The organism is Micromonospora sp. NPDC047644, assembly GCF_040704315.1.
In the GTDB taxonomy this organism is placed as follows: Bacteria; Actinomycetota; Actinomycetes; order Mycobacteriales; family Micromonosporaceae; genus Micromonospora.
The window spans coordinates 269,018-293,625 of sequence record NZ_JBEYSY010000007.1; the positions used below are offsets into that span (position 1 = coordinate 269,018).

26 protein-coding genes and 1 tRNA gene are annotated in these 24,608 nt (G+C 71.5%); 10 read left to right on the forward strand and 17 right to left on the reverse strand.

The genetic code is table 11. The features are described from left to right. Positions 1-190: 190 nt before the first annotated feature. The gene (locus tag AB0877_RS14045; RefSeq protein ID WP_366608933.1) at positions 191-709 is read right to left on the reverse strand and encodes a DinB family protein; all 519 of its coding nucleotides are present in this window, start codon (positions 707-709) and stop codon (positions 191-193) included. Between the two features lie 82 nt (positions 710-791). On the opposite strand from AB0877_RS14045, the gene AB0877_RS14050 reads away from it, so the two are divergent. Continuing rightward, complete coding sequence (locus tag AB0877_RS14050; protein ID WP_030488784.1) at positions 792-998, forward strand: hypothetical protein; 207 nt, start codon at positions 792-794, stop codon at positions 996-998. 8 nt (positions 999-1,006) lie between these two features. Here the strand turns inward: AB0877_RS14050 and AB0877_RS14055 are convergent, their stop codons facing one another. Both AB0877_RS14055 and AB0877_RS14060 read right to left on the reverse strand, forming a co-directional pair. Beyond that, entirely contained in the window at positions 1,007-2,149 is a 1,143-nt protein-coding gene (locus tag AB0877_RS14055) for a polysaccharide pyruvyl transferase family protein (RefSeq protein ID WP_366608934.1), read from the reverse strand. Positions 2,150-2,239: 90 nt separating this feature from the next. Next, a complete protein-coding gene (locus AB0877_RS14060; protein WP_366608935.1) occupies positions 2,240-2,719 on the reverse strand; it encodes an N-acetyltransferase in 480 nt (159 codons plus the stop codon). A 123-nt stretch (positions 2,720-2,842) separates the two neighbouring features. Between AB0877_RS14060 and AB0877_RS14065 the strand changes: the two genes are divergently transcribed. Together AB0877_RS14065 and AB0877_RS14070 are read left to right on the forward strand one after the other, a co-directional pair. Further along, entirely contained in the window at positions 2,843-4,153 is a 1,311-nt protein-coding gene (locus AB0877_RS14065; protein ID WP_366608936.1) for a glycosyltransferase, read from the forward strand. Positions 4,154-4,162: 9 nt separating this feature from the next. Beyond that, positions 4,163-4,756: a Pr6Pr family membrane protein gene (locus AB0877_RS14070; protein WP_366608937.1), complete on the forward strand. Its 594-nt coding sequence runs from the start codon at positions 4,163-4,165 to the stop codon at positions 4,754-4,756. 33 nt (positions 4,757-4,789) lie between these two features. On the opposite strand, the gene AB0877_RS14075 is transcribed toward AB0877_RS14070, so the two are convergent. Next, a complete protein-coding gene (locus AB0877_RS14075; RefSeq protein WP_366608938.1) occupies positions 4,790-5,410 on the reverse strand; it encodes an HAD-IA family hydrolase in 621 nt (206 codons plus the stop codon). A 236-nt stretch (positions 5,411-5,646) separates the two neighbouring features. Between AB0877_RS14075 and AB0877_RS14080 the strand changes: the two genes are divergently transcribed. Then, on the forward strand, positions 5,647-6,390 hold the full coding sequence (locus AB0877_RS14080; RefSeq protein WP_366608939.1) for an SDR family oxidoreductase: 744 nt from the start codon (positions 5,647-5,649) through the stop codon (positions 6,388-6,390). A gap of 28 nt (positions 6,391-6,418) precedes the next feature. Here AB0877_RS14080 and AB0877_RS14085 read toward each other — a convergent pair whose 3' ends face one another. The 3 genes from AB0877_RS14085 to AB0877_RS14095 all read right to left on the reverse strand — a co-directional run bounded on the left by AB0877_RS14085 (position 6,419) and on the right by AB0877_RS14095 (position 7,751). After that, a complete protein-coding gene (locus AB0877_RS14085; RefSeq protein ID WP_366608940.1) occupies positions 6,419-6,901 on the reverse strand; it encodes a hypothetical protein in 483 nt (160 codons plus the stop codon). Positions 6,902-7,134: 233 nt separating this feature from the next. Further along, the gene (locus AB0877_RS14090) at positions 7,135-7,338 is read right to left on the reverse strand and encodes a heavy-metal-associated domain-containing protein (protein WP_366608941.1); all 204 of its coding nucleotides are present in this window, start codon (positions 7,336-7,338) and stop codon (positions 7,135-7,137) included. Continuing rightward, the gene (locus tag AB0877_RS14095; protein WP_366608942.1) at positions 7,335-7,751 is read right to left on the reverse strand and encodes a nuclear transport factor 2 family protein; all 417 of its coding nucleotides are present in this window, start codon (positions 7,749-7,751) and stop codon (positions 7,335-7,337) included. Before AB0877_RS14095 ends, AB0877_RS14090 begins: the two co-directional genes overlap by 4 nt. 84 nt (positions 7,752-7,835) lie before the next feature. Here AB0877_RS14095 and AB0877_RS14100 point away from each other — a divergent pair, with 84 nt between their 5' ends. Next, the gene (locus tag AB0877_RS14100; RefSeq protein ID WP_366608943.1) at positions 7,836-8,423 is read left to right on the forward strand and encodes a TetR/AcrR family transcriptional regulator; all 588 of its coding nucleotides are present in this window, start codon (positions 7,836-7,838) and stop codon (positions 8,421-8,423) included. Between the two features lie 132 nt (positions 8,424-8,555). On the opposite strand, the gene AB0877_RS14105 is transcribed toward AB0877_RS14100, so the two are convergent. From AB0877_RS14105 to AB0877_RS14135, 7 genes are all read right to left on the reverse strand, one after another. Next, positions 8,556-8,627 (reverse strand) — tRNA-Val (locus AB0877_RS14105). A gap of 76 nt (positions 8,628-8,703) precedes the next feature. Further along, the gene (locus AB0877_RS14110) at positions 8,704-9,168 is read right to left on the reverse strand and encodes a peroxiredoxin (RefSeq protein ID WP_366608944.1); all 465 of its coding nucleotides are present in this window, start codon (positions 9,166-9,168) and stop codon (positions 8,704-8,706) included. Between the two features lie 110 nt (positions 9,169-9,278). After that, positions 9,279-9,716, reverse strand: coding sequence for a DUF3052 domain-containing protein (locus AB0877_RS14115; protein ID WP_030330240.1), 438 nt, complete (start codon positions 9,714-9,716; stop codon positions 9,279-9,281). Positions 9,717-9,828: 112 nt separating this feature from the next. Continuing rightward, positions 9,829-12,477 (reverse strand): thiamine pyrophosphate-dependent enzyme, encoded by a 2,649-nt coding sequence (locus AB0877_RS14120; RefSeq protein WP_366608945.1) that lies wholly within the window; start codon positions 12,475-12,477, stop codon positions 9,829-9,831. Between the two features lie 51 nt (positions 12,478-12,528). Further along, positions 12,529-12,933, reverse strand: a complete 405-nt coding sequence (locus AB0877_RS14125; RefSeq protein WP_366609041.1) for a MarR family winged helix-turn-helix transcriptional regulator — start codon at positions 12,931-12,933, stop codon at positions 12,529-12,531. Between the two features lie 342 nt (positions 12,934-13,275). After that, a complete protein-coding gene (locus AB0877_RS14130) occupies positions 13,276-13,680 on the reverse strand; it encodes a YjbQ family protein (protein WP_366608946.1) in 405 nt (134 codons plus the stop codon). Between the two features lie 26 nt (positions 13,681-13,706). Then, entirely contained in the window at positions 13,707-14,180 is a 474-nt protein-coding gene (locus AB0877_RS14135) for a hypothetical protein (RefSeq protein ID WP_366608947.1), read from the reverse strand. 178 nt (positions 14,181-14,358) lie between these two features. Here AB0877_RS14135 and aceE point away from each other — a divergent pair, with 178 nt between their 5' ends. Next, positions 14,359-17,097, forward strand: a complete 2,739-nt coding sequence (aceE, locus tag AB0877_RS14140) for a pyruvate dehydrogenase (acetyl-transferring), homodimeric type (RefSeq protein WP_366608948.1) — start codon at positions 14,359-14,361, stop codon at positions 17,095-17,097. Positions 17,098-17,338: 241 nt separating this feature from the next. Here aceE and AB0877_RS14145 read toward each other — a convergent pair whose 3' ends face one another. Continuing rightward, positions 17,339-17,785, reverse strand: coding sequence for an SRPBCC domain-containing protein (locus AB0877_RS14145; protein ID WP_210783445.1), 447 nt, complete (start codon positions 17,783-17,785; stop codon positions 17,339-17,341). Positions 17,786-17,973: 188 nt separating this feature from the next. Between AB0877_RS14145 and AB0877_RS14150 the strand changes: the two genes are divergently transcribed. The 3 genes from AB0877_RS14150 to gltX are packed head-to-tail and all read left to right on the forward strand — an operon-like array spanning position 17,974 to position 22,062. Continuing rightward, a complete protein-coding gene (locus AB0877_RS14150; protein WP_366608949.1) occupies positions 17,974-19,323 on the forward strand; it encodes a GH1 family beta-glucosidase in 1,350 nt (449 codons plus the stop codon). After that, positions 19,320-20,597, forward strand: coding sequence for an MFS transporter (locus AB0877_RS14155; protein ID WP_366608950.1), 1,278 nt, complete (start codon positions 19,320-19,322; stop codon positions 20,595-20,597). Before AB0877_RS14150 ends, AB0877_RS14155 begins: the two co-directional genes overlap by 4 nt. Before the next feature lie 55 nt (positions 20,598-20,652). After that, positions 20,653-22,062 carry a glutamate--tRNA ligase gene (gltX, locus tag AB0877_RS14160; protein ID WP_366608951.1) on the forward strand — a complete coding sequence of 470 codons (1,410 nt, stop codon included), beginning with the start codon at positions 20,653-20,655 and terminating at the stop codon, positions 22,060-22,062. A gap of 233 nt (positions 22,063-22,295) precedes the next feature. Here the strand turns inward: gltX and AB0877_RS14165 are convergent, their stop codons facing one another. Further along, positions 22,296-22,907, reverse strand: coding sequence for a copper resistance protein CopC (locus tag AB0877_RS14165; protein WP_366608952.1), 612 nt, complete (start codon positions 22,905-22,907; stop codon positions 22,296-22,298). 253 nt (positions 22,908-23,160) lie between these two features. Between AB0877_RS14165 and AB0877_RS14170 the strand changes: the two genes are divergently transcribed. Next, complete coding sequence (locus tag AB0877_RS14170; protein ID WP_366608953.1) at positions 23,161-23,811, forward strand: hypothetical protein; 651 nt, start codon at positions 23,161-23,163, stop codon at positions 23,809-23,811. Between the two features lie 141 nt (positions 23,812-23,952). Here AB0877_RS14170 and AB0877_RS14175 read toward each other — a convergent pair whose 3' ends face one another. Further along, on the reverse strand, positions 23,953-24,261 hold the full coding sequence (locus tag AB0877_RS14175) for a hypothetical protein (protein ID WP_366608954.1): 309 nt from the start codon (positions 24,259-24,261) through the stop codon (positions 23,953-23,955). Between the last annotated feature and the right edge of the window lie 347 nt (positions 24,262-24,608).

Here is a 24,608-nt window from a genome sequence, read left to right on the forward strand (position 1 = left end):
TGACCAGCACCTGCTCCCCCTACTCGCCGCCCGCCCCCAGAATAGGCGGCCCACCCGCCGGCCATCCGCTCCCATCGCCGCACTCGCGCGATCTTGCGCTTTCTGTCGACGTTCTGCGAGTAATGCACCTTTTGTCACCGCAGAAAGTGCAAGATCGCGGAGGCGGGGGGGCGGGGGCGGGGGGTGGGGGTCAGAGGGCGCCGACCTCGCCGTCGGTCAACTCGCGCAGGATGTCGGCGTGGCCGACGTGGCGGGCCGTCTCCTCGATCATGTGCACCAGAATCCAGCGCAGTGACACCTCACCGAGTTGCGGGTGCGGCACCACATGGTCGAGGTCGATGCTCGCCGCGACGGCCCGGGAGCGGGCGCAGGCCCGTTCGTACGCCTCGGTGAGACCGACGACGGTCTCCTGCTCGCTCAGCGTGAAGCTGGCGACCGCGTCCTCCTCGGAGGTCAGGTAGACGTCGCCGGGCTCGGGGGCCAGCAGGGTCGGGAACCAGTTCCGCTCGACCAGGGTCAGGTGCTTGACCAGCCCGACGAGCGTGGTCGCCGACGGCACCAGCCGGCGTCGGACGTCGGCATCGGAGAGACCGCGCAGTTTGCGCAGCAGCACGGCCCGATGGAAGTCGAGGAACGAGGTCAGGACGGCACGTTCGTCGCCGGTGCGGGCGAGCACCGGACCGAGCGAGGGATCGATCGTCTGCTCCATCCGCCGACCCTAGCCACCGGCCGGACCCCCCGCTGCCCCGCTATCCGCTGCGGGCCGGCGCTCGGCCGGGCAGGATGGGCGCATGGCTTCATCCGTGCAGATCCTTCTCGTCGGCGGCACTGCGGACGGGCAGACCATCACCGTCGAACTGGACAGCAACGGCCGTCCGCCGCTGACCCACCATCACCTCGGCTCCGGTGGGCTGGCCGACGCGCAGATCTACGAGTTGGAGACCGCCCGCGAAGAGGCCCGCGAGTGGCGCTACCGGTGGACCGGCCCGGCGGTGTGACAGCCGGTTCAGACCCGGGTGAGGGTCTGGCTGCGCAGGCTCTCCAGCACACCGCGGGTGACCTCCGAGGTGCCCCGGGCCTGATCGCACACCTCGGCCACCCGTCGTGCGGTGGCCTCGGCGCGTTGCTCCCGCTCGTCCCAGAGCCGGTCGACCTCGGCCAGCAACGGGCCCTCGACCTCCCGCTCCACGCCGCGTAGCGCCGGCACGCCGAGTCGTTGGGCCAGGTCGAAGACCTTGCCGGCGTACGGCAGGGGCAGGAACGGCGTACCGACCATCGCCGCGAAGATCAGGAAGTGCAGGCGCATGCCGACGGCCAGGTCGAAGTGGCGCATCAACCCCAGCACCTGCTGCGGTGAGTAGGTGCCGTGCAGGATCCGCCCCCGATCGGCGGCGACCATGTGCGACAGCACCCCGTGGGAGTGCCGGATGTCGTCGCGCTCCATCGGCACGAACAGCACGTACGCGTCGATCCGGTGCACCAGGAAGTCACCGATCTGGGCCAGCAGCCGGTGGTAGCCGTCCACGTCGAGGCGTTCGGCGGCCCGGCCCGGCTCCCGCACGCTGATCCCGACGAGGCGCTTGCCGACCGGCACCCCCTCCTCGGCCAACAGGTGGGTCGGGAACTCCTCCGGTTGCAGGAGGAACGCCGGGTCCGCGGTGACCGTGATCGGGTTGAGCAGGCCGGCCTCCTCCAGCACCATCCGGGACTCCTGATCCCGGACGGTCACCTGGGTGGCGCTGGAGAGCGTCTCCCGGACCATGCCGGTGTCCACCCCCTCGCTGAGCGGCCCGACCCCCACCGCGTACGTGATCAGCGGCAGGCCGCGTTCCTGGGCCACCCGGACCACCCGTAGGTAACGGCGGGCCTCCCGGTCGTACAGGATGCCGCCACCGCCCAGGATGAGCAGGTCGAGCTGGGCCAGGACGAGAGCCGAGTCGGTCCGGCTCACGCCCTCCCAGGGCACCGCCTCGACATCGGGGTGCGCGGCCCGGGTGTGCGCCGGGTTCCGCGAGAAGACGATGATCCGGGCGTTCGGTTCCTGCGTACGCAGATCGGTGAGCAGGCCGGTGAGGATCGCCTCGTCGCCGAGGTTTCGCCCACCGTACGAGCCGAGCACACCGATGGTCAGTCCGGCGCCGTGCGTCATCCGTCGCTCCTCCCCAGGTGCGGTCCGCGCCGGTTTCCCGCTGGGCAGGTGAACAGTCCTGCCGAAGGGACCCGTCCCCGGGCCGCCGGCTCAGCTCCCCGGGGTGAGGCGTTTCGCCATCTGCTGCGAGGTGACCTCGAAGCCCAGGCTGCGGTAGAGGCCGATCGCCACCGCGTTCGTACCGAAGACGTTCAGACCCAGCTCGGGCACATCGTGTCGGGTGAGTTCGGCCTCGATGAGCTGGATCATCCGCCGCGCGTACCCGCGTCCCCGGTGTTCCTCGTGCACCTCGATGTTGTGGATCCATGCCTGGTCCGGGGCGGCTGCCGTCGGCAGGGTCACCCAGATCCAGCCGACCTCGGTGTCGCCGACCCGGCCCACCCGCAGCAGGGCCCCCTCGGTGGCCGCGCCCGCCGGCAGCGACTCCCGGATCTGGCTGACCGACCGGTCGAGGGCCGCCTGCGGGGTCATCCCCCGGTGCGCCACCAGGTCGTCGGCGTACCCCTGTTGCAATGCTCCGAGCAGGCGGTCCAACTCCTGTGCCGTCATCGGCGTCAACGTCAACTCCACGGCGTCTCCCCTTCGTCGTCGCGAGCCGGTAGTGCAGCAGAACCGGCCCGGCCACGCCAACTGTTTCCCCGCCCGGCGCGGACGGCACGGCCGGGGGGTGCGCGGGCCGGCGACGATGGCAACGTGCGGATCGCCCACGTCAGCGACAGCCACCTCACCAACCCGGAGGGGGTGGCCACCTCGGTCGGCACCACTGTGGCGCTGCTGCGCGGCGCCGGGCACCGGGTCGTGTTGCACTGCCCCGGCCCACTGTGGCAGTGGCGCCGCCGACCCGGCGAGGTGCCCTCGCTGTCGGTGCCGACCCGGCCGTACCGGTTGGCGCTGCCCCGGCCGCCCAGCGCACCGGTCGACGTGCTGCACGTGCACACCACCGGCCCGCTCGGCGTCGCCGGCCTGCGGTGGGCCGCCACCCGTCGGGTGCCGACCGTGCTGAGCTGGCACACCGACCTCGTCGCGTACGCCGCGCACTACCCGGAGGTCCCGATCGGGGCCGCCTACGCCGGCCTGCGGCTGGGCCTGCGCTGGCGGGCGAGCGATCTGTGGGCGCTCGCCCAGCCCGGAGCAGGCCGACAGGCCCGACTGGCGGCACTCGGGCGAACCCTGCTGGCCCACAGCACCGTCCTGATCGCCCCTTCGACGAAGACCGCGGCGATGATGCGAGCGATGGCGGGGCGTACCCCGATCGTGGTCCTGCCGACCCCGGCCGCCGCGCCGCACGCCGACGCCGACGACCGGCGGCGGCTGCGGGCCCGACTGGGCATCCCGGCGGACGCGCCGGTGCTGCTCGCTGTCGGACGGGCCACGCCGGAGAAGAACCCTGAGCTGCTGCTGGCCGCGTTCGCCCGGGTCCGCCGCGAGCTGCCGGCCGCCCGGCTGGTGCTGCTCGGGGCCCGCCGGCACCGGCTCGCGGTCCGCCGGATGGCCCGCCGGTACGGCGTCACCGGCTCGCTGCATCTGCTCCGTCCGGTGCCACGCCACCGGGTCGGGGCCTACTACCGGGCGGCGGACGTGCTCGCGTTCGCCTCCACCACCGACACGCAGGGCCTGGTGCTCGCCGAGGCCGAGGCGTACGGACTACCGGTGGCCATCGTGGACGCTCAGCTCGCCGAGCGGCCGGGCACCGGCACCGCCCGACCGGTCGCCGAGCCCAGCCCGGCGGCGTTCGGGGCGTTGCTCACCCGGCTGCTGACCGAGCGGGAGGTGCGCGAGGCCGTGATCCGGAACGGCCGGGCGGCGGCGACGGACTGGTCCGCGGAGCGCTACCTGGCCGAGCTGGTCACGCTGTACGCATCGCTGACACCCGTCGTCCCGGCGGAGGGCGCCGCCACCCCCGAGGCGCAACGAGGTGACACCGGGTCGCCGCGACCAGCCGACCCGGCTCCGCAGGCCAGACGCGGCCGCTCGTCGTGGCGTTCGTCGATGCGGCGGTGGTAGCGTCCGCCGGTGGCCGACCGGGTCCTGCGGGTGAGCACCGCGCTGGTGCTCGCCGTCGGGCTGACCCTCGCCGGAATCGCCGCCCGCGAGAAGCCCGTCGAGCTGCTCTTCTACTTCACGGTGCAGGTCGACCTCGCCTACCTGGTGGTGTTGCTGGCGGGGTGCGGCGACCGGGTGCGTACCGCGCTCACCGTCTACCTCGTCGGCACCGCGGTGGTCTTCGTCCTCGTCCTGGCCAACCCGTGGAGCGGCTACGCCATGGTGGCGAACCCCGAGGCGCGGGGACTGGTCTCCGACGCCGGCAACCTGCTGCTGCACGCCGTGGTGCCGCCGCTGGCCGCCGCGCAGTGGCTCAACCACCGACCCCGGGCCGCGCTGCGTCCGGCGTACGCGGTCAGCCTGCTCGGCTACCCGCTGCTGTGGCTGACGGTGATCCTGGTCCGGGGCGCCTTGCACGGGGCCGAGGGCCGCTACCTCTACCCGTTCCTCGACGTACCCCACCTCGGGTACCCCACCGTCGCCCTCAACGCCCTGCTCTTCGGCGTCACCCTGCTGCTGATCGCCCTGACCGCGGTCCGCCTGACGCAGCGGCGCGTTGGTTGACAGTGGTCAGGGCGGCGCGTTGGTTGGCAGCGGTCAGGGCGTCGACTCCAGGTGGTGCGCCAGTTGGGCCAGGTCGCGCAGACGCAGGTCGCCGTCGAGGCCCTTCAGCGCGGCGGTCATCGCCCCGGCAGCCCGACCGGCCCGCAGGCCGACCTCGGCGTCCTCGACGACCAGGCACCGCCTTACGGGTACGCCCAGCAGCGCCGCGCCCCGCAGGTAGCCCTCCGGGTCCGGCTTGCCGACGCTGACGTCCTCCACCGTGACGAGCACCGGCGCCTTGATGCCGGCCGCACCGAGCCGGGCCTCGGCGAGCCGCGCGTCGGCGCTGGTCACCACCGCCCAGGGCAACCCCAGCCGGGCCAGCACGTTCAAGAGCTCGTGCGCCCCGGGGGTGGCCGTCACGTCGGACAGGTCGTCGTACTGCAACGCGAGCTGTCGTGCCGCGGCGGCGGCGACCGCGCTGTCGTCGAGCGTGGGCAGCAGCCGGCGGACGGTCCGGTCGGCCGGGCTGCCGTGCGCGATCGCCAGCGCCGTGGCCGGGTCGACGGCGTACTCGGCCGCCCACCGCTCCCAGGCCCGCTCAACGGCGGCGTCCGAGTCGACCAGGGTGCCGTCCATGTCGAACAGCACCGCGCCAATGCCCGCCAGTTCCACCGCCACGCTCCCCGATCGCTCGCCCCACCCTCCCCCACCTCGCAAGATCCGCGCAACTTCGGTGATCCTGCTGCCTCGTCGCCTGGTGAGGCAGCAGGATCCGTGAAGGTGCGCGGATCATGGTGACCCACCGGGTTGGCAGGCCGTCGAGGATCGCGGCTATCGGACCTGGCGTTCGGAGCGAGACGTCCGATGGCCGCCAGACGCACGGTCGGCGCGGCCAGATGATCGTGTCCATGACGACGACACTCAACGACAGGGCCGCCCTGGTGACCGGAGGCTCCCGAGGCATCGGAGCCGGTATTGCGCTGCGCCTGGCGCAGGACGGGGCCGACGTGGCGCTCACCTACCGGCAGGACGCCGTGCGGGCCGCCATCGTGGTGAAGCAGATCGAGGCGCTGGGCCGCAGAGCGCTGGCGATCCAGGCGGACAGCGCCGACCCGGCCGCCGTACGGAGCGCCGTCGACCGGGCGGCCGGCGAACTGGGCCGGTTGGACATCCTGGTGAACAACGCCGCGGTGTTCCAGGTCGGCGCCCTGGACGAGCTCGGCGCGGCAGAGGTGGAGCAGACGATCGCGGTCAACATCAGGGCACCGTACGTCGCCGCGCGGGCGGCCCTGCGGCACCTGGGTGACGGCGGACGGATCATCAGCATCGGCAGCAACGTCGGTGAGCGGGCCGTCTTTCCCGGGCTGACGCTCTACGCGATGAGCAAGACCGCTCTGGTCGGGCTGACCCGCGGCCTGGCCCGTGAACTGGGCCCACGGGCCATCACCGTCAACCTGGTCAACCCCGGGCCGACGGACACCGACGCCAACCCGGCGGACGGACCGAACGCGGCGGCTATCAGCGGCTTCACCGCCGTCGGCCGGTACGCACGCCCCGCCGACATCGCGGCCACCGTCGCGCACCTGGCCAGCCCCGAGGCCAGTTACGTGACAGGTGCCGTGGTCAACGTGGACGGCGGCTTCACCAGCTGAGACATCCGGGCGGCGGCGCAGGGCCTTCCTAGTTCGGCGGGGACGGCGCGTCTCCAGATGCCTGGTTGGACTGCTCCTGGCGGGCCTGCGCCTCGCGGGCTTCGCGCTCCGCCATGTCCGCTGCCGTGACGGGGATGAGAAAGATGAGGACGACAGCCGCGATCGATGCGACCCGGCCTCCGACGCTCATCAGGTCCCAGAACGCGATCTCGTATGCGATGCCAGCCGTGACCATCCACAGCATGGCCAGCTCAGGTCGGCCGGTGCGGTGAAACAGCAGGTACGCGATTCCGATGAGCGCCAGGAAGGCGAAGTACAGCCAGAGCGCCTCCAGGTTGACGCCCGACTCGGCGGTCTCAGCTCCGGCACCCTGCGTGGGGGCGGAGCCTGGTGGTGCCGGCGTTCGCGGGAACAACCAGGCTCCGACGGCGATCCCGGCGGACAGAGCGGTGAAAGCTGCCCCGATGATGCCCGGCCAGTCACCCACCGGCCGGCGTTCACGTAATGGCATGCGGCGATGATAAGCATCAAGCGCCACCGATGCCGTACGGCCCGACCGGCCGCCTCGGGTGGGGCACAACCCGCCAGGCGTCGTGACTCCGTGGACAGGTTCCCGGTGATCAGCGCGGCGGGTCCTCGCCGGTGAGCCCGTCCACCGACTGGAGTTCGAGGTTAACGAGTCACAGCGCCCCGAGGGGCCGCCCAACGGGGTCGCTCCGGTGGCGCGACGCGGCGCGTCAGCCTTCAGGGCAGTTCGTAGCCCGCTTCCTCGACCGCGGCCCGCACGTCGACGATGTCGAGGACGCGGGCGCTGTTCACCGTGACGGTGTCGTTTTCGACATCCACCACCACGGCGGTCACGCCGGGGATTCGCTCGATCTCCTCGGTGACGAAGCCTGCGCAGTGCCCGCAGGCCATGCCGACGACGCGATAGGTCTGGACGCTCACGTCGCCACCCGCCCCTGGCTGCCGGCCTCGACGGGAACCGAACGGGTGAGCATGTGCGCCCGACGCATTCGCCCGTCGACTGCGAACTGCCCGAAGAAGTAGACGTCCACACTGCCTGCCCGCTTCGAGGTCTGGAAGTGCAGCGTGTAGCGGGCGGCGATCCCATTGCCGTCTGCCATCGCCTCATGTACCTCCCACCGGGCGTCGGTCTGGTGCTTCCGCGCCGGGCGGCTGTGCGCGATGAGCTTGGTGCGGTCCATCAGGTTGCCGTCGGCGAACTGCACAATGTCGGGCGTGTGGTAACGGTCGACGACCACTGACGGATCCTCGTCGCCGCGAACCAGGTCGTCCATGAAAGAGGTGAAGAAGTTTTCGATGAACTCTTTCGGATTGACGCCCTCGAGACCGTTCATGCCACCCACCAATCAGCCCGCGAGGTATGAAGCTTTACAGCTTGTAAATTATCCCCCGCCAACAACTTTGACAAGGCGTAAGAAATGACCGGCTCAGCAGACCGCCAGCGACGTGCCGACGCTCGCCGCAACAGCAGCGCGATCCTCGACGCGGCAGTCCGACTACTCGACGCGCAGCCCGACGCGAGCCTCGACGCCATCGCCAGCGCCGCTGGCGTGACCCGACAAACCGTCTACGCTCACTTCCCGTCCCGCGAGCACCTGATGGCGGCCGTCGTACGACGGATCACCGACGAGGCCGTCGCCGCGATGGACGCCGCCGACCCCGACAACGGATCCGCCACGGACGCGCTGATCCGCGTCCTCGAAGCCGGCGCCCAGACCGCCGGACGCTATCCGGCTCTCATCCAGCAGATCGCGTCGCTTCCGGTGAGCCCGAACGTCGACGAAGAACGCCACGCACCGGTAGCCGAACGGATCAATCGCGTGATTCGGCGCGGTCAGACGAGCGGCGAGTTCGACAAGGAACTGCCAGCCGGCTGGTTGGCTACGATCACCATCAAGCTCGGCCATGCCGCCGGCGAGGAGGTCGACGCCGGCCGCATGTCTCCGGCCGAGGCCACCGGGGCGCTGCGCACCGCCCTGATCAGGATGCTGCGTCCCGGCGCATGACCAGGTGCGAGCACCACCGGAAGGTCGGGCCTCTTCCTGCCGTGCCACCAGACGCAGCAGTGCGACATTTCCGCCGTTGAAGGCGAGCCGGCGCTGCTTCGACGCGGCTGGTTTTCGGCAGATGGTGAAGGGTGGGCGCGGCAGGTTTCGAACCTGCGACCCCCCGCTTGTAAGGCGGGTGCTCTCCCACTGAGCTACGCGCCCGGATCGCCCGTGTGGCGGGCCGGTGGCTGGCAAGCTTACCTGCCCGCCACCGACCCGGGCGCACGGCGTACCCCGGTCAGGTGGTCGTCTCGGCCATGGCCTTGCGCCAGCCCTGCTGGTTGCGGGCCTCGCCCGGGCCGTTCATCTCGGCGAAGCGGACCACTCCGGTCTTGTCGATGACGAAGGTGCCCCGGTTGGCGAAGCCGGCCACGTCGTTGAAGACCCCGTACGCCTGGGCGACGGCACCGTGCGGCCAGAAGTCGGCGAGCATCGGGAACTGGTAGCCCTCACGGTCGGCCCAGATCTTGTGACTGTAGGCCGAGTCGACGCTGACGGTCAGCACTTGGACGTCGTCGTTCACGTACTCGCCGAGGTTGTCGCGCACCTCGCTCAACTCGCCCTGACAGGTGCCGGTGAAGGCGAGCGGGTAGAACACCAGCAGCACGACGCGCCTGCCCCGGAAGTCCGAGAGGCGGACCTCCTGGTTGTTCTGGTCCTTGAGCACGAAGTCGGGTGCTTCGGCACCAACCTCGATGGGCATACGAACTCTCCTCGCTGCTCGGCCACGCCGGCGACGGCGTCGGGGCGGGGGACGGCACCAGCCGGCCACCCGACGGTGGGCGGACCGTCGGGCGAGCGAAGCGGCGCTGGCTACTTCTTGGCCTTGGCACCTCGACGCAGCACCAGACGCGCGCCGCTCCAGTCCCGGCCGGCGTTGACGGTCGAGGTCTGCTGGAGGCCGGCGGTGGGCGCGGACTCCGCGACCTCGCTCGGCTCGACGTGCCCCTCACGCCCCGCCTTCGGGGTGAGCAGCCACACGACGCCGTTGTCGGCCAGCGGGCCGAGGGCATCGACGAGCAGCTCGAAAAGGTCACCGTCGCCGTCCCGGTACCAGACCAGCACCGCGTCGACCACCTCGTCGGTGTCCTCGTCGACCAGATCTCCACAGCGGTCGGTCAGGGCGTCTCGGAGATCCTGGTCGACGTCGTCGTCGTACCCCATCTCCATGACGACCATCCCCGGTTCGATCCCGAACCGGTCCGCCAGGCTGCGTACCCCGTCGGCGGCCTGACCAGCGGTCGCGCTCACTGTCGCGTGCCTCCTCATCTCGTCCCTGCTCGCGGCGTCGGTGCGACGCCGTCAGGCAAAGTCCACACAGTTGTTGGGCTGCGCGCAAGTGGCGCACCGGGTGGAACGGAATTTACCGTGCCAGCAGCGTACGGGCACCGTCGGTAATGGCGTCAGCGGAGACCAGTACGTGACGTGCTGCCGGACCTAATGGTACAAACGAGTCAACTCCCGCTACTCGACGCGCGGCTCCGACATATCCGGCGTCGACCAGCGCGGCGATCACGCCCTCGCCGACCCCGCCGGAGCGGCGCGTCTCGTCCACCACCAGCACCCGGCCGGTCGCCGAGGACTCCCGGATGATGTCGGCCACCGGCAGCGGAGCCAGCCAGCGCAGATCCACCACCCGGGTGCCCACCCCCTCCTCGGCGAGGACGGCCGCGGCCCGCAGCGACATCCGCACCCCGTTACCGAAAGTGATGATGGTGAGGTCGTCGGCCGAGCCGACCTGATAGACCCGGGCCCGCCCGATCGGCACGTGCCCGGCCACCCATTCGCCCGGCTCCGGATAGCCGGCCAACCACTCACCGTCACCTTCCGCGTACAGATCGCGGGTGTGGTAGAGCGCGATCGGCTCCAGGAACACGCAGACGCTGCCGTCCACCGCCGCGCTCGCCAGACAGGTCCGCAGCATGGGCGCGGCATCGTCCGGCCGCGCCGGCACCGCGACCACCAGACCGGGCACATCCCGGAGTACGGCCACCGAGTTGTCGTTGTGGAAGTGCCCGCCGAACCCCTCCTGGTACGCCAGACCCGCCACCCGCACCACCATCGGGTTACGGAACGCCCCCTGGGAGAAGAACCGCATGGTGGCCGCCTCACCGCGCAACTGGTCCTCGGCGTTGTGCAGGTACGCCAGGTACTGGATCTCCGGCACCGGCAGCATCCCGGCCAGCCCGGCACCGAGGCCCAGCCCGAGCACCGACGTCTCGTCGAGCAGGGTGTCGAAGACCCGGGCCGCCCCGAACCGGTCGCGCAGCCCCTTCGTCACCCCGTACACGCCGCCCTTGGCGGCCACGTCCTCACCGAAGATCGCCATCTGCGGGTGGTCGAGCATCCCGTCGGCGAGTGCCGCGTTGATGCTCTGCGCCAGGGTCATCGGTCCGGCCAGCTCCGGCGGCTTGCCGCCGAACGCCTCCGCGCGGGCGCCCGCCTGCGGCCCACTGGCGCGCGCCGCGGCGTCGGCCACCGCCCGCGCCACCCGCACCGGACGACGTGGGGCCAGCGCCGACACCACGTCGGCCGCGGAGGCCAGCTTCGGCTCGCCCAGCACCTCCTCGGCCAGCCGGCGTACCTGCCAGCCGGTCTCGTCGTACCGGGCCAGCAGCTCCTCGCCGGTCGCCACCCCGGCGTCGACCAGCAGCCGCGCGGTGGCGGCCACCGGATCCCGGTCCAGGTCCGCGGCCAGCTCGGCCGGGCCCCGGTACGCCGACTCCGCGTCCGCCCCGGCGTGCCCCATCAGCCGGACTGTGCGCAGGTGCAGCACGGCCGGCCGCCGGTTGCGGCGTACCCAGGCCGCGGCCTCCGCCGCCACCTCGTACGTCCGCACCGGGTCGGCTCCGTCCGCGCTGAAGTAGCGGATGCCCGGCTTGGCCCGCAGGGTCGCCTCGACCCAGCCCTCCGGCGACCGGACGCTGATGCCCAGCCCGTTGTCCTCGCAGACGAAGAGCACGGGAATCCGCAGCCCCGCGTGGTCGTACCACCCGGCGGTGTTGAAGGCGGCGGTGGCGCTGGCGTGGTTGACCGAGGCGTCGCCGAAGGAGCAGACCACGATGGCGTCCGGTGGCCAGGGGGCGTGCGTGGCGCCCGCGCCGCTGCCGACCCGCATCCCGGCTCCGGTACGCCGCCCGGCGCTGTCCAGCCGGCGCAGCCGCTCCACTGCCAGTCCCATCCCGACCGCGCGGGGCAGGTGCGAGGCGATGGTCGAGGTGGTCGGCACGACGGCCAGGTCGGCTCGCCCGAACACCTTGTGCCGTCCCCCGGCGACCGGTTCGAGGCCGGACGCGACCATCCCGCGCAGCACGTCCCGGGCCGCGTCGGCGTACGCCGCGAACCCGTTGGCGGCCGGGGCCTGTCCGGTCCCGGCCGGCTCCGATCCGGACAGCCGCGGCTCGGCGTCGGGGTCACGGGTCGGTACGTCGTCGACGGTCGGCTGAGTGCCGGTTGACGGTCTGGAGTCGACGGTTTCCGCCGGGGCGGACCGCTCGGAGTCGACGGTTCGGCCCAGGCCGCCGGCCGGGGCCTGGTCGGAGTCGACGGTTCGGCCCAGGCCAGCGGCCGGCGCCTGGTCAGCGGCGGCCTGGGAGGGGTCCGTAGTGGCCTCGGAGGGGTCCACGGCGGCCCGGGTGGGGTCCGCCGGAGCCAGGGCCGGGTCGGCGGCGGCCTGGGCGGCCCGGAGGCAGTAGAAGGCACCCGAGCGGTAGTGCAGCAGCGCCGGATCGGTGGGGCGCAGCGCGGCGGCGACCGCGGCGTTGCCCTCGTGCCCGGCGGAGCCGATCGTGTAGAAACCCTCCCCGAAGCTGCGCAACCAGCGGCCGGCCAGGTCGAGCTGCCGGCTGGTCACCTGCGCGTCGAACAGGTCCAGCACCTGCCCGCCGGTCAGCGGGGCGTCGTCGGTGACCGGGTCGGCGGGGTCACGCCGCCGCTCGGCGGCCGGCAGCGCCGCCAGCGTCTCCCGGAACCGGTCGTCGAGATCTTGCGGGGTGGTCACGTCGGACAGCATTACCGACGAAAGCTCCGCTCGCCCAGTGGGACACGGCCGGAAGGGTCACGCTCACTGTGGCCCGCAGGGCTCCGCAAAGCCGCCGTCGGACACCTTCCAGACCAGGTCACGAAGGGTACGCAGCTCCCCGTCACTCAGCCCGGACAGGAGTCGGGAGTCGGACATCACCTCGATCACCCGGGCCCGTACGACGCGGCCCTCCTCGGTCACCAGCAGCGTCTTCTGCCGCCGATCCGCCGGGTCGGTGCGCCGCTCGACCAGCCCGGCCTGCTCCAGCTTGTCGACCAGCACCGTCACGTTCGACCGGTCACAACCCAACTGACCGGCGAGATCCCGGGCCGGCAGTGGATGATCAGGGTCCAGCTCCCGCAGCGCCCGGGCCGCCGCCGGTGTGAGCCCCACCTCGGCGAACGCGCTGCCCTGCCGGTGTCGTAGTGCGTCGCTCACGTGGGCCATCCGGCGCAGCACGTCACCGGCGAGACCAGCCCGATCCGCCGGCCCGCCCACCACGGAACCCCCCTGCCCCGTCACGACCACATAGTACAAAGCACCCCCGCCAACCCACCCCCGCGCGCCCTCCCTGCACCCCTCCCTGCACCCCTCCCTGCGCCCGCGCCCCCTCTGCGCCCCCTCTGCGCCCCCTCCGCGCGCCCTCCGCGCCCCCTCTGCGCCGATCTTGCAATTTCGGTTGCCTTTATGAGTGGGATGCCCCTTATATCGGGACAGGAAGTGCAAGATCGACGAGGTTGGGGGTGGGGCGTGGGGGTGGGGTGTGGGGGTGGGCGTTGGGGGGTGGGGTTAGGCGGGGAGGAAGGAGAAGCGGACTTGGCGGGTCGGGTTGTCGCCGTTGGTGTCGACGAGGCAGATCGACTGCCAGGTGCCGAGCGCCAGTCGACCGCCGAGCACCGGCAGCGTGGCATACGGCGGGACGAACGCCGGCAGCACGTGGTCACGGCCGTGGCCGGGCGAGCCGTGTCGGTGCCGCCAGCGGTCCTCGGTGGGGAGCAGGTCGTCGATGGCGCTGAGCAGGTCGTCGTCGGACCCGGACCCGGTCTCGATGATCGCCAGGCCGGCGGTGGCGTGCGGCACGAAGACGTGCAGCAGGCCATCGCCCTCGCCCGAGACGAACTGCTGGGCCTCTGCGGTGATGTCCCGCACGGTCGGCCGGGACCCGGTCTGGACAGTGATCACGTCGCTGCGCATACGTCGCATTCTGCCGCAGGGTGAGCTCAGGAGCTGCCGCCACCGCCGCCGGAGTCGCCGCCACCGGACCAGCCACCACCGGAGTCACTGCCGGACCAGCCACCGCCGGAGTCACCGCTGGACCAGCCCCAGCCGGACCAGCCTCCCCCGGAGTCGCCGCTGCCGCCGGCCGGCTGCGTGTCGTCGGAGCGGTCGTGGTCGCCGTCCCGCTGGCGGCCGACGTTCCCGCTCCCGGCGTCCCCGGCGGGCATCGGGTGGTAGCCGTACCCACCGCCACCCGGGTCCGGACGACGGCGACGGCCGCTGGCCTGGCCGCTCGGACGGGCCGCTCGGCTCGCGTCGCGCAGCAGGCCCGCGCCGAGCACGGCCACCAGGGCGCCGAGGGCCACCAGTCCGACCATCGGCAGGTTGCCGGAGGCGAGGGCGACCGCGCCGATGACCAGGCCAACCACCCCGAAAACGATCATGCTCGCGGCGACCGCGACACGGCGTCCGTTCATGGCGGCAACGGTAGGACGGGCGGTCAAACCGCTCAGGTTTCGCCGCGTCGTAGCGCTAAGTTACCGGCGAGTACCTGTGTTCAGCATCGCGTCCGGGGCACCTAGACGTGACGAGGGGTGCCACCAGGGGGCAGGATGGCGCTAGAGACCTATCCCACACACAACCGAGGGAACGCCTGTGGCTACGGAACGCAAGCGCCCGGTGATCAGCGACGGCCTACCGAGCCAGCTTCCGGACATCGACCCTGAAGAGACAAGCGAATGGGTCGAGTCGCTTGACGGTGTCATCGACGAACGCGGCGCCAAACGCGCCCGCTACGTCATGCTGCGCCTGCTGGAGCGGGCCCGTGAGCGCCAGGTCGGGGTTCCGCCCCTGACCACCACCGATTACATCAACACCATCCCGTCGGAGCGCGAGCCCTGGTTCCCGGGTGACGAGCACGTCGAGCGGAGGATCCGGGCTTACGTCCGGTGGAACGCCGCCATGCTGGTGCACCGGGCTCAGCGCCCGGAGATCGGCGTCGGCGGGCACATCTCCACCTTCGCCAGCTCGGCGTCGCTCTACGAGGTGGGCTTCAACCACTTCTTCCGGGGCAAGAACCACCCGGGCGGTGGCGACCAGATCTTCTACCAGGGCCACGCCTCCCCCGGCATGTACGCGCGAGCGTTCCTGGAGGGGCGGCTCAGCGAGCACCAGCTCGACGGGTTCCGCCAGGAGCTGTCGCACCCCGGTGGTGGGCTGCCCTCGTACCCGCACCCCCGGCTGATGCAGGACTTCTGGGAGTTCCCCACCGTCTCGATGGGTCTCGGCGGTCTGAACGCGATCTACCAGGCCCGGTTCAACCGGTACCTGCAGCACCGCGGCATCAAGGACACCTCCCAGCAACATGTCTGGGCGTTCCTCGGCGACGGCGAGATGGACGAGCCGGAGACGCTCGGCGCCATCGGCGTCGCCGCCCGCGAGGAGCTGGACAACCTCACCTTCGTGATCAACTGCAACCTGCAGCGGCTGGACGGCCCGGTCCGGGGCAACGGCAAGGTCATGCAGGAGCTGGAGGCGTTCTTCCGGGGTGCCGGCTGGAACGTGATCAAGGTCGTCTGGGGTCGTGAGTGGGACCCGCTGCTGGCCGCGGACACCGACGGCGCGTTGGTCAACCTGATGAACACCACGACCGACGGCGACTACCAGACCTACAAGGCGGAGTCCGGCGCGTACGTGCGGGAGCACTTCTTCGGCCGTGACGCACGGACCCGCAAGATGGTCGAGCCGCTCAGCGACGACGAGATCTGGAACCTCAAGCGGGGTGGGCACGACTACCGCAAGCTCTACGCGGCCTACAAGGCGGCCACCGAGCACACCGGTCAGCCCACCGTCATCCTGGCGAAGACGATCAAGGGCTGGACCCTCGGCTCGCACTTCGAGGGCCGCAACGCGACCCACCAGATGAAGAAGCTGACGCTGGAGGACTTGAAGACCTTCCGCGACCGGCTCTACCTGGACATCCCGGACTCGGCGCTGGAGGACAACCCCTACCTGCCGCCGTACTTCCACCCGGGCGAGAAGTCCGACGAGATGGCGTACCTGAAGGAGCGGCGCGAGCAGCTCGGCGGGTACCTGCCGTCCCGGCGGACCAGCACGAAGCGGCTGGCCATCCCGGGCCCGGAGCGGTTCGCCGACATCAAGCGCGGCTCGGGCAAGCAGAAGGTGGCCACCACGCAGGCCTTCGTCCGTCTGCTCAAGGACGTGATGAAGGACAAGGAGTTCGGCAAGCGTTGGGTGCCGATCATCCCGGACGAGGCCCGCACCTTCGGTCTCGACTCGATCTTCCCGACCGCGAAGATCTACTCGCCGCACGGCCAGCGCTACACCTCGGTCGACCGCGAGCTGTTCCTGTCGTACAAGGAGTCGACCTCCGGGCAGATCCTGCACGAGGGGATCAACGAGGCCGGTTCGGTGGCCTCGTTCACCGCGGCCGGCTCGGCGTACGCCACGCACGACGAGCCGATGATCCCGATGTACATCTTCTACTCGATGTTCGGGTTCCAGCGGACCGCCGACGGGCTGTGGGCAGCGGCCGACCAGATGGCCCGGGGCTTCCTGCTCGGTGCCACGGCGGGTCGGACCACGCTCAACGGTGAGGGCCTTCAGCACGAGGACGGGCACTCGCTGCTGATCGCCGCCACGAACCCGGCGGTGGTGGCGTACGACCCGGCGTTCGCGTACGAGATCGCGCACATCCTGGAGCAGGGTCTGCACCGGATGTACGGGGAGGCCCAGGAGAACGTCTTCTACTACCTGACGGTCTACAACGAGCCGACGCTGCAGCCGGCCGAGCCAGCCAACGTGGACGTGGAGGGCCTGCTCAAGGGCATCTACCGCTACGCGCCGGCACCTCAGGTCGACGGCCCGAAGGCCAACCTGCTGGCGTCGGGCACCGGGATGCAGTGGGCGCTCAAGGCTCAGCAGCTGCTCGCCCAGGACTGGGGGGTGGGCGCCGACGTCTGGTCGGTGACCTCGTGGACCGAGCTGCGCCGCGACGCGGTGGAGACCGAGGAGTACAACCTGCTCAACCCGGGCGCCGAGGCGAAGGTTCCGTACATCCAGCAGAAGCTGGCCGAGGCGGACGGGCCGAAGGTCGCGGTCAGCGACTTCATGCGTGCGGTACCGGATCTGATCGCCCGCTGGGTACCCGGCGACTACACGTCGCTCGGCACCGACGGGTTCGGCATGTCGGACACCCGGCACGCGCTGCGCCGGCACTTCCACGTCGACGCGGAGTCGATCGTGGTAGCCACGCTGCGGCAGCTCGCCCGCAGCGGCGCGGTGCCGGCCGCGGTGCCGGCCGAGGCCGCCAAGAAGTACGCGATCGACGACGTCAACGCCGCCCCGGTCGGCGAGACCGGCGGCGACAGCTAAGAACCAGCAGAACAGCAGAGGGGCCCGGCGCATCCGCGCCGGGCCCCTCTGCTGTTCCGACCCACCCCCCGACGTGGTCGATCATGCAGTTGTGGTGGGGGACGAATCGGCCACTTCACCTCGAACCAGGCACCACAAGTCCATGATCGACGGAGCGGGGGCGGGGCGGCGGTGGTCCGGGGGCCCTGGTGGGGATCCGGACCACCGCCGTCGCGGGTGACGCCGGGAGGATGGGCGCTCGTCAGCCGACGGCGGCCAGGTCGGTGAGCCGGGCCAGCGAGTCCTCCAGGTCGGCACCGACCCGACGCAGTCCGAGGCGGAGCATGGCCGCCTTGACCGGGCCGGCCGGCCAGCGGACCACGATGAGGCGCACGATGGTCCCGCCCTCCTCCTCGTCTCCGGTGAGCTGGACGTAGATCTCGGTGCGCGCCTCCGCCCGAGATCCAGCACCCTTGGCCCGTTCCCGCCAGCCGATCAGCGTCGGCTCCTGGTAGGCGATCACCTCGGCCTCATGCGCCGAGCCGCGCCCTGCCTGGACGAGCTGTCGCCGCCCGAAGCCCTCTCCCGAGAGCACTTCGGCCGCTCGGACCCCGGCCAGCCAGGCCGGCAACTGCTCGGCCCGCTGCACGACATCCCAGACCACTTCAATTGGCGCCGCCACGTGCGCACTGCGTTCCACGAGGATCATTTCCGTCTTTCCTCCGGTGAGGACATCCCACGATATCGGCACTCTATGCGCTAAATCGGACTTACCCGGACGGGTTCGGAAAAAGACACGCCGATCAACCATTGCGGATTACGCCAGGGCGGCCTATGGCGCATTCATCGAGAGCGCTTTAAAGTCCCGAACACGTTTCACGTTGACCGGGAGGGCGCATGTCGACCGCACCGATGCCCCAGTTCCCCACCGGCTTCCGCTGGGGCGTCTCCACATCGGCCCACCAGATCGAGGGCGCCACCACCGCCGACGGACGGGGTCCGTCCATCTGGGACACCTTCGCGCGCTCCCCCGGGCGGATCAGCGACGGCAGCAGCGGCGAGGTGGCCTGCGACCACTACCACCGACACACCGAGGACGTGGCGCTACTGACGAGGCTGGGCGTCTCCGCGTACCGGTTCTCCATCGCCTGGCCCCGGATCCAGCCCACCGGCGCCGGCCCGGCCAACCCGGCCGGCCTGGACTTCTACGACCGCCTGGTGGACGAGTTGCTGGCCGCCGGAGTCGACCCGGTGGCCACCCTCTACCACTGGGACCTGCCGCAGCCCCTCGAAGACGCCGGCGGCTGGATGCACCGGGACACCGCCGCCCGCTTCGCCGAGTACGCCGGCAGGACCGCCGCCCGCCTCGGCGACCGGATCCGGCTCTGGATCACCCTCAACGAGCCGTTCATCCACATGAGCCTCGGCTACGGCATGGGTGTGCACGCGCCCGGCCAGATGCTGCTGTTCGACGCCTTTCCGGTCGCCCACCACCAACTGCTCGGGCACGGGCTCGCGGTCGCCGCGCTGCGGTCCCACAGCGCCAGCCCGGTGGCGATCGCCAACAACTACTCGCCGGTGCGGGTGCTCGGCGACCGCGACGCCGACCGGGCCGCCGGGGCCGCGTACGAGGCGCTGCACAACCGGCTCTTCACCGACCCGCTGCTCGGCCGCGGCTACCCGGAGCTGCCCGGCTTCGACCCGAGCGTCATCCACCCCGGCGACCTCGACACGATCGCGACGCCGATCGACGTGCTCGGGGTCAACTACTACAACCCCACCGGGGTACGGGCAGCCGAGGAGGGTTCACCCCTGCCGTTCGACCTCGTGCCACTGGACGGCTACCCCCGTACCGCCTTCGACTGGCCGGTCGACCCCGACGGGCTACGCGAACTGCTCGGCTGGCTCCGCCACACCTACGGCGACGCGCTGCCGCCCATCGAGATCACCGAGAGCGGCTGCGCGTACGACGACGAGCCCGACGCCGACGGGCAGGTGGCCGACCCGGAGCGGATCGCGTACCTCGACGGGCACCTGCGGGCGGTCCGGGCCGCCATCGACGACGGGGTGGACGTCCGCGGGTACTTCGTCTGGTCGCTGCTGGACAACTGGGAGTGGGCCGAGGGGTTCACCAAGCGCTTCGGGCTGGTGCACGTCGACTACCCCACCCAGACCCGTACGCCGAAGTCGTCGTACACCTGGTTGCGGAACGTGATCGCGGCCAGCCGGCCGGGGTCCGCGCGGTGACCACCCTCGACCCGACGCCGGCGTCGCTGCCGGCGGCGCTGGCCGAGCCGACGGTGCCGGTGCGGCGGAGCTGGATCGGCTTGATCTTCGCGGCCAACCTCGGCGTGTGGATGGCGTTCTTCACGCCCATCCAGGTGCTGCTGCCGCAGCAGATCGAGCAGATCGCGCCCGGCGACAAGGAGAACATGCTGGCCGTGGTCACCGGCCTCGGCGCGCTGGCCGCGGTGCTGGCCAACCCTCTCGCGGGCGCGTTCTCCGACCGGACCTGCCTGCGCGTCGCCGGCCGCGAACTCGGCCGTCGGCACGTCTGGACGGCGGGCGGGGCCGTGCTCGGCGCGGCGGCCCTGGTGCTGCTGGCCCAGCAACGGACCATCCTCGGCGTCGCCCTCGGCTGGGTGGCCGCGCAGGTCTGCTTCAACGCGATGCTGGCCAGCCTCACCGCCGCCATCCCCGACCGGGTCCCGGTGCGCCAGCGCGGCGGCGTCTCGGGGTGGGTCGGCATCCCGCAGGCGCTCGGGTTGGTGCTCGGCGCGGTGCTGGTCACCGCCGTGGTCACCGGCAACGCCGCCGGCTACCTGGCCATCGCCGTGGCCGTCCTGCTGCTGTCGCTGCCGTTCGCGCTGCTCACGCCCGACGAACCGCTGCCGCGTACCCATCGGCCGGCGATCCGGACGCGGGCGCTGCTGGCCTCGATGTGGATCAGCCCCCGCCGGCACCCGGATTTCGCCTGGGCCTGGATCACCCGGTTCCTGGTCCAGTTGGGCAACGCCCTGGGCACCCTCTACCTGCTGTACTTCCTCAGCGACGGGGTTCGCCACCCCGACCCCGAGGGCGGCCTGCTGGTGCTGATCCTGCTCTACACGCTCGGGATGATGCTGACCGCCGTGGTCGCCGGCCGGCTCTCCGACCGTTCCGGCCGCCGCAAGATCTACGTGATCGTCTCCGGGCTGATCATGGCGGTGGCGGCGCTGCTGCTCGCGGTCGCGCCGGTGTGGCCGATGGCGATCGTCGCGGCGCTGCTGCTCGGCGCCGGCTACGGGGTCTACCTCTCGGTGGACGCCGCGTTGATCACCCAGGTGCTGCCCCGGGCCACCGACCGGGCCAAGGACCTGGGTGTCATCAACATCGCCAACTCGGCGCCGCAGGTGCTCGGCCCGGCGCTCTCCGCCCCGCTCGTGGTGTACCTGGGCGGCTACCCCACGCTCTACGCGGTCACCGCCGTGGTCACCCTGCTCGGCAGCGCGTTGGTCGTCAAGATCCGCTCGGTCCCCTGAGCCCGCTGGGGGGCGGTGGCGGAATGCAGTCGCGGGCCGCCGTAGGCTGGGGGACGTGACAGTACGTGTGCGCTTCGCCCCCTCCCCGACCGGTATGTTCCACGTCGGCGGCGCCCGCTCGGCGCTGCAGAACTGGATCTACGCCAAGCAGCAGGGCGGCGTCTTCGTGCTGCGTATCGAGGACACCGACGCGGCGCGCAACAAGCCCGAGTGGACCGAGGGCATCCTCTCCGCGCTGGACTGGATCGGGATCTCCCGGGGCAGCTACGAGGGCCCGTACTTCCAGTCCGCGAACGCGGGCGAGCACCGGGCCGCCGCCGAGCGCCTGTACGAGTCGGGCCGCGCCTACTACTGCGACTGCACCCGCGAGGACGTGCAGGCCCGCACCGGCTCGCAGTACCAGGGCTACGACGGCTACCACCGCGACCGCAACCTCGGGCCCGGCCCCGGGCACGCCCTGCGCTTCCGTACGCCCGACGAGGGCGCGACAGTGGTGGTCGACCTGATCCGGGGTGAGCCCACGTTCGAGAACAAGCTCATCGAGGACTTCGTCATCGCCCGGGGCGACGGCTCGCCGGTCTTCCTGCTGGCCAACGTCGTCGACGACATGACGATGGGGATCACCCACGTGATCCGGGCCGAGGAGCACCTGCCCAACACCCCGAAGCAGCAGTTGCTCTGGGAGGCCCTCGGGGTCAAGCCGCCGATCTGGGCACACGTGCCGGTGGTGGTCAACGAGAAGCGGCAGAAGCTCTCCAAGCGCCGGGACAAGGTCGCCCTGGAGGCGTACCGCGACGAGGGTTACCTGGCCGGCGCGATGCGCAACTACCTGATGCTGCTCGGCTGGGCCCCCTCCGGCGACCGGGAGATCGTTCCCTGGTCGGTCATCGAGGACGAGTTCCGGCTGGACGAGGTCAACCTCTCCTCGGCGTTCTTCGACGAGAAGAAGCTGCGCGCGTTCAACGGCGAGTACATTCGCGCGCTGCCGGTGACCGAGTTCATCGACGCCTGCCAGCCCTGGCTGACCGGCACCGGCACCATCGCCCCACCGCCGTGGCAGCCGGAGGAGTTCGACGCCGACGCGTTCGCCGCCGTGGCGCCGCTGGCCCAGACGCGGATCGCGGTGCTCAGCGAGATCGTGCCGAACGTCGACTTCCTCTTCCTGGCCTCACCGCTGATCGACGAGGCCGCCTGGACCAAGACGATGAAGGACGGCTCGGCCGAGCTGCTGGACGACGCCGTCGCGGCGTTCGAGGCGCTGGAGTCCTGGGACGCCGAGTCGTTGAAGTCGACGCTGGAGGCGGTCGGCGCCGAGCGGGGTCTCAAGCTCGGCAAGACGCAGGCGCCGGTCCGGGTCGCCGTCACCGGCCGCACCGTGGGTCTGCCGCTGTTCGAGTCGCTGGAGGTGCTCGGCCGCGACCGTACCCTAACCAGAATCCGCGCCGCCCGCCTACGCCTGCCCTAACCCCCGCACCCACCCCACGCCCCTCCCGCGCCCCCTTCCGCGCCCCTTCCGCGCCCCTCCCGCGCCCCTCCCGCGCGTCGATCTTGCAGTTTCGGTTGTCGATATGAGGGGGATGCCCCATCTGTCGGGACAGAAAGTGCAAGATCGCGGTCAGGGGCAGGGCCGAGGCAGGGCCGGGGCTTGGGGCTGCTGATGCCCGGTCGGATTCGGACCGACCGGGCTTCAGCTGACGGTCACGCGCTTCGGCGGCGGCGGAACAGCAGGCCGGCGGCGAGTGCGGCGAGCAGCAGCAGGCCGCCGAGAGCCCAGACCCACCAGCGACCGCCGGAGTCGGACTGCTCCGACGCGGCCGGCACCGTCGAGCTGCCGGGCGTGACCGACGGCGAAGCGCCGGGGGGTACGCCGACAGCCGACGCATCGGCCGACGCACCAGCCGAGGGCGTGCCAACCGGGCCGGCGGGGGCCGACGGTGTAGCGGACGGGTCTGCGGCGGTGCCGGTGGTGAGGGTGAACCGCACCTCGCCCTTCACCGGGTGCCCATCGGACGACGCGAGCTGGTAGCCCACGATGTAGAGCCCGGCCGCGGCCGGCTTGAACGGCACCCGCACCCGACTGCCGTCGAAGGCGGGAGTCCCGCCAGCGACCACATTGTCCGGTCCGGTTATTGTGATCTTCGTCGTAGTCGGCGACGGCTTGGCGAGGAACCGCAGCTCGACCCGGGCGGGTGCCGACGCCACTCGGGCGCCGTCGCGCGGGTTGCTGCCGGTCAGCTGGTTGTGGGCGGCGGCCGGAGTCGCCGGCACCAGAAACGACACACCGAACGCCACGCCGAGCACCACTGGCATGACCCGCACCGTACGTGTAACCCTGCCCCCCATGAACCCCTCCGTAAGGGTACGATCCGCCCGCTGATCAAACGGCTCCTCATTAGTCGAGCAGAGATCGCAGATAGTTCCAATTACTGTTCCAAAGGCTGCAACTCATCGACGTTCTACGGAGTCTGTAGGAGTGGACGCGACCATCCCGGTCGATGCCGCGCCGGCAGATCGGTCCGGACGTCACCACGAAGCCATCCATCGAACGGGGCGAGGAGGCGGGATGCTCCGACACATGAGGCGGTTGGCCGCCGTGTTGGCGGGCACGCTGGCGGTGGCACTGCTGTCGCTCGGCACCGCCGGCTCGGCCACTGCTGCGCCGAAGCCAGCACCCGCCGGAGTGGACATCACCGGCACGGGGCTGTCCGCACCGCTGCGGTTGCGCGCGGAGAACGATCCCGCCCTCGTGGGCGCGGTCATCGACCAGGTCAACTTCCTCGCGCGCACCGGCATGCCGACCGGTCCGAAGGCAGCCAACCTCGGTCCGAAATACACCGTCGTGGTGCTCGCCGGCGAGACGCCGAAGCAGACCTATGACCTCTATCCCAAGGCGATCGGCGGCCCTCGCGTCTTCCGGCCGGCGAAGCAGCCGGACGGCCGTAAGACCAGCGCCGGCTGGTTCCTGGGTCGGCTCAGCATGTCCGAGACCCTGCGCACCGCCGGTGTGCCGCTGGAGCGGCAGTTCGACACGGTCAGTGGCGGCGCGGGAGGCGGCGAGCGCGTCCTGCCGGAGGACACGCTCGACCCGGCGAAGGATCTCGACGAGGCGCTCGGCGACCTGCAGCGCCTGCTGCTGCTCAACGTCGGCGTGATGCTGACCATCACCGTCGGCCTCGCCGGGATCGCCCTGCTGATCCGCAGGCGCACCCGCTGAGCAGGCGCACCCGCTGAGCAGGCGCACCCGCTGAGCAGGCGCAAGCGCCGAGGTCACGCCCCCTGGCCCGCAACACGCGACGGTCCGACGCACTCGCTGGTCAGCGGGCACGTCGGCCGACCGGGCACCCGAACGCGGTGTTCAGCACCAGCGGCGCGGTGGGCGCTCCCGGCGGGTGGCTCGTGGACGAGGCCGGACCGCGCCGTGCCGGTGTGCGCCGGCCCAGCCGGAAAGTTCACTGAGGCAACCAGCGGGAACGTCCGTGTCGGGCTCGGCTGAGCGCTGGCGCGGCAGCACAAGCTCGTCGTCGATGCGCCCCGGCAGCGGCTCCGGGTGCGATGGCACCCCGCCGACCTGCCGGCGGGGCTTGCCAGCCGCCTGCGGGTCGTGGTGCCCCGGCCGGCAGGGCTCGCCCTGGGCGCAGCCGTGCTCGGCCTCCCCGTGCGCCATTCCCGGTCTCCTCACGCTCGCCTCACCCTCGAATGCTCCCCGAGGTGCCCTGTCACCGTACTGGCCGGGACCGACGGGCCGCGCGCAGCGTACCCGGGGTCCGGACCGGCCGGTCCCCGAAGACGCCGGTGAGCGCGGGAGCCGGTTACGCAGTTCACAGCCTCTTTCCGTGTCGTTCACCGTGGGGTTCGGCGCCGCGGCGGACCGGCGGTCGGCGGGCACGGTGAGCCTCCAGGTCGGTGCGGGCGAAGAGCGCCCGCAGTGTCACGCCGTGATGAGCGAGCGCCTGCGCCCCGCCCTCGGCCCGGCCGATGACGCAGAGGGCGTGACGAGGCGCGGCCCGCGTA

What these genes read in the sequence shown, in the direction of transcription:
- AB0877_RS14045 (WP_366608933.1), bottom strand. Translation starts at nt 709, where the DNA reads ATGGAGCAGACGATCGATCCCTCGCTCGGTCCGGTGCTCGCCCGCACC.
- AB0877_RS14050 (WP_030488784.1), top strand. Translation starts at nt 792, where the DNA reads ATGGCTTCATCCGTGCAGATCCTTCTCGTCGGCGGCACTGCGGACGGG.
- AB0877_RS14055 (WP_366608934.1), bottom strand. Translation starts at nt 2,149, where the DNA reads ATGACGCACGGCGCCGGACTGACCATCGGTGTGCTCGGCTCGTACGGT.
- AB0877_RS14080 (WP_366608939.1), top strand. Translation starts at nt 5,647, where the DNA reads ATGACGACGACACTCAACGACAGGGCCGCCCTGGTGACCGGAGGCTCC.
- AB0877_RS14085 (WP_366608940.1), bottom strand. Translation starts at nt 6,901, where the DNA reads ATGCCATTACGTGAACGCCGGCCGGTGGGTGACTGGCCGGGCATCATC.
- AB0877_RS14095 (WP_366608942.1), bottom strand. Translation starts at nt 7,751, where the DNA reads ATGAACGGTCTCGAGGGCGTCAATCCGAAAGAGTTCATCGAAAACTTC.
- AB0877_RS14100 (WP_366608943.1), top strand. Translation starts at nt 7,836, where the DNA reads ATGACCGGCTCAGCAGACCGCCAGCGACGTGCCGACGCTCGCCGCAAC.
- AB0877_RS14110 (WP_366608944.1), bottom strand. Translation starts at nt 9,168, where the DNA reads ATGCCCATCGAGGTTGGTGCCGAAGCACCCGACTTCGTGCTCAAGGAC.
- AB0877_RS14120 (WP_366608945.1), bottom strand. Translation starts at nt 12,477, where the DNA reads ATGCTGTCCGACGTGACCACCCCGCAAGATCTCGACGACCGGTTCCGG.
- AB0877_RS14125 (WP_366609041.1), bottom strand. Translation starts at nt 12,933, where the DNA reads ATGGCCCACGTGAGCGACGCACTACGACACCGGCAGGGCAGCGCGTTC.
- AB0877_RS14130 (WP_366608946.1), bottom strand. Translation starts at nt 13,680, where the DNA reads ATGCGCAGCGACGTGATCACTGTCCAGACCGGGTCCCGGCCGACCGTG.
- AB0877_RS14135 (WP_366608947.1), bottom strand. Translation starts at nt 14,180, where the DNA reads ATGAACGGACGCCGTGTCGCGGTCGCCGCGAGCATGATCGTTTTCGGG.
- AB0877_RS14145 (WP_210783445.1), bottom strand. Translation starts at nt 17,785, where the DNA reads ATGATCCTCGTGGAACGCAGTGCGCACGTGGCGGCGCCAATTGAAGTG.
- AB0877_RS14150 (WP_366608949.1), top strand. Translation starts at nt 17,974, where the DNA reads ATGTCGACCGCACCGATGCCCCAGTTCCCCACCGGCTTCCGCTGGGGC.
- AB0877_RS14165 (WP_366608952.1), bottom strand. Translation starts at nt 22,907, where the DNA reads ATGCCAGTGGTGCTCGGCGTGGCGTTCGGTGTGTCGTTTCTGGTGCCG.
- AB0877_RS14170 (WP_366608953.1), top strand. Translation starts at nt 23,161, where the DNA reads ATGCTCCGACACATGAGGCGGTTGGCCGCCGTGTTGGCGGGCACGCTG.
- AB0877_RS14175 (WP_366608954.1), bottom strand. Translation starts at nt 24,261, where the DNA reads ATGGCGCACGGGGAGGCCGAGCACGGCTGCGCCCAGGGCGAGCCCTGC.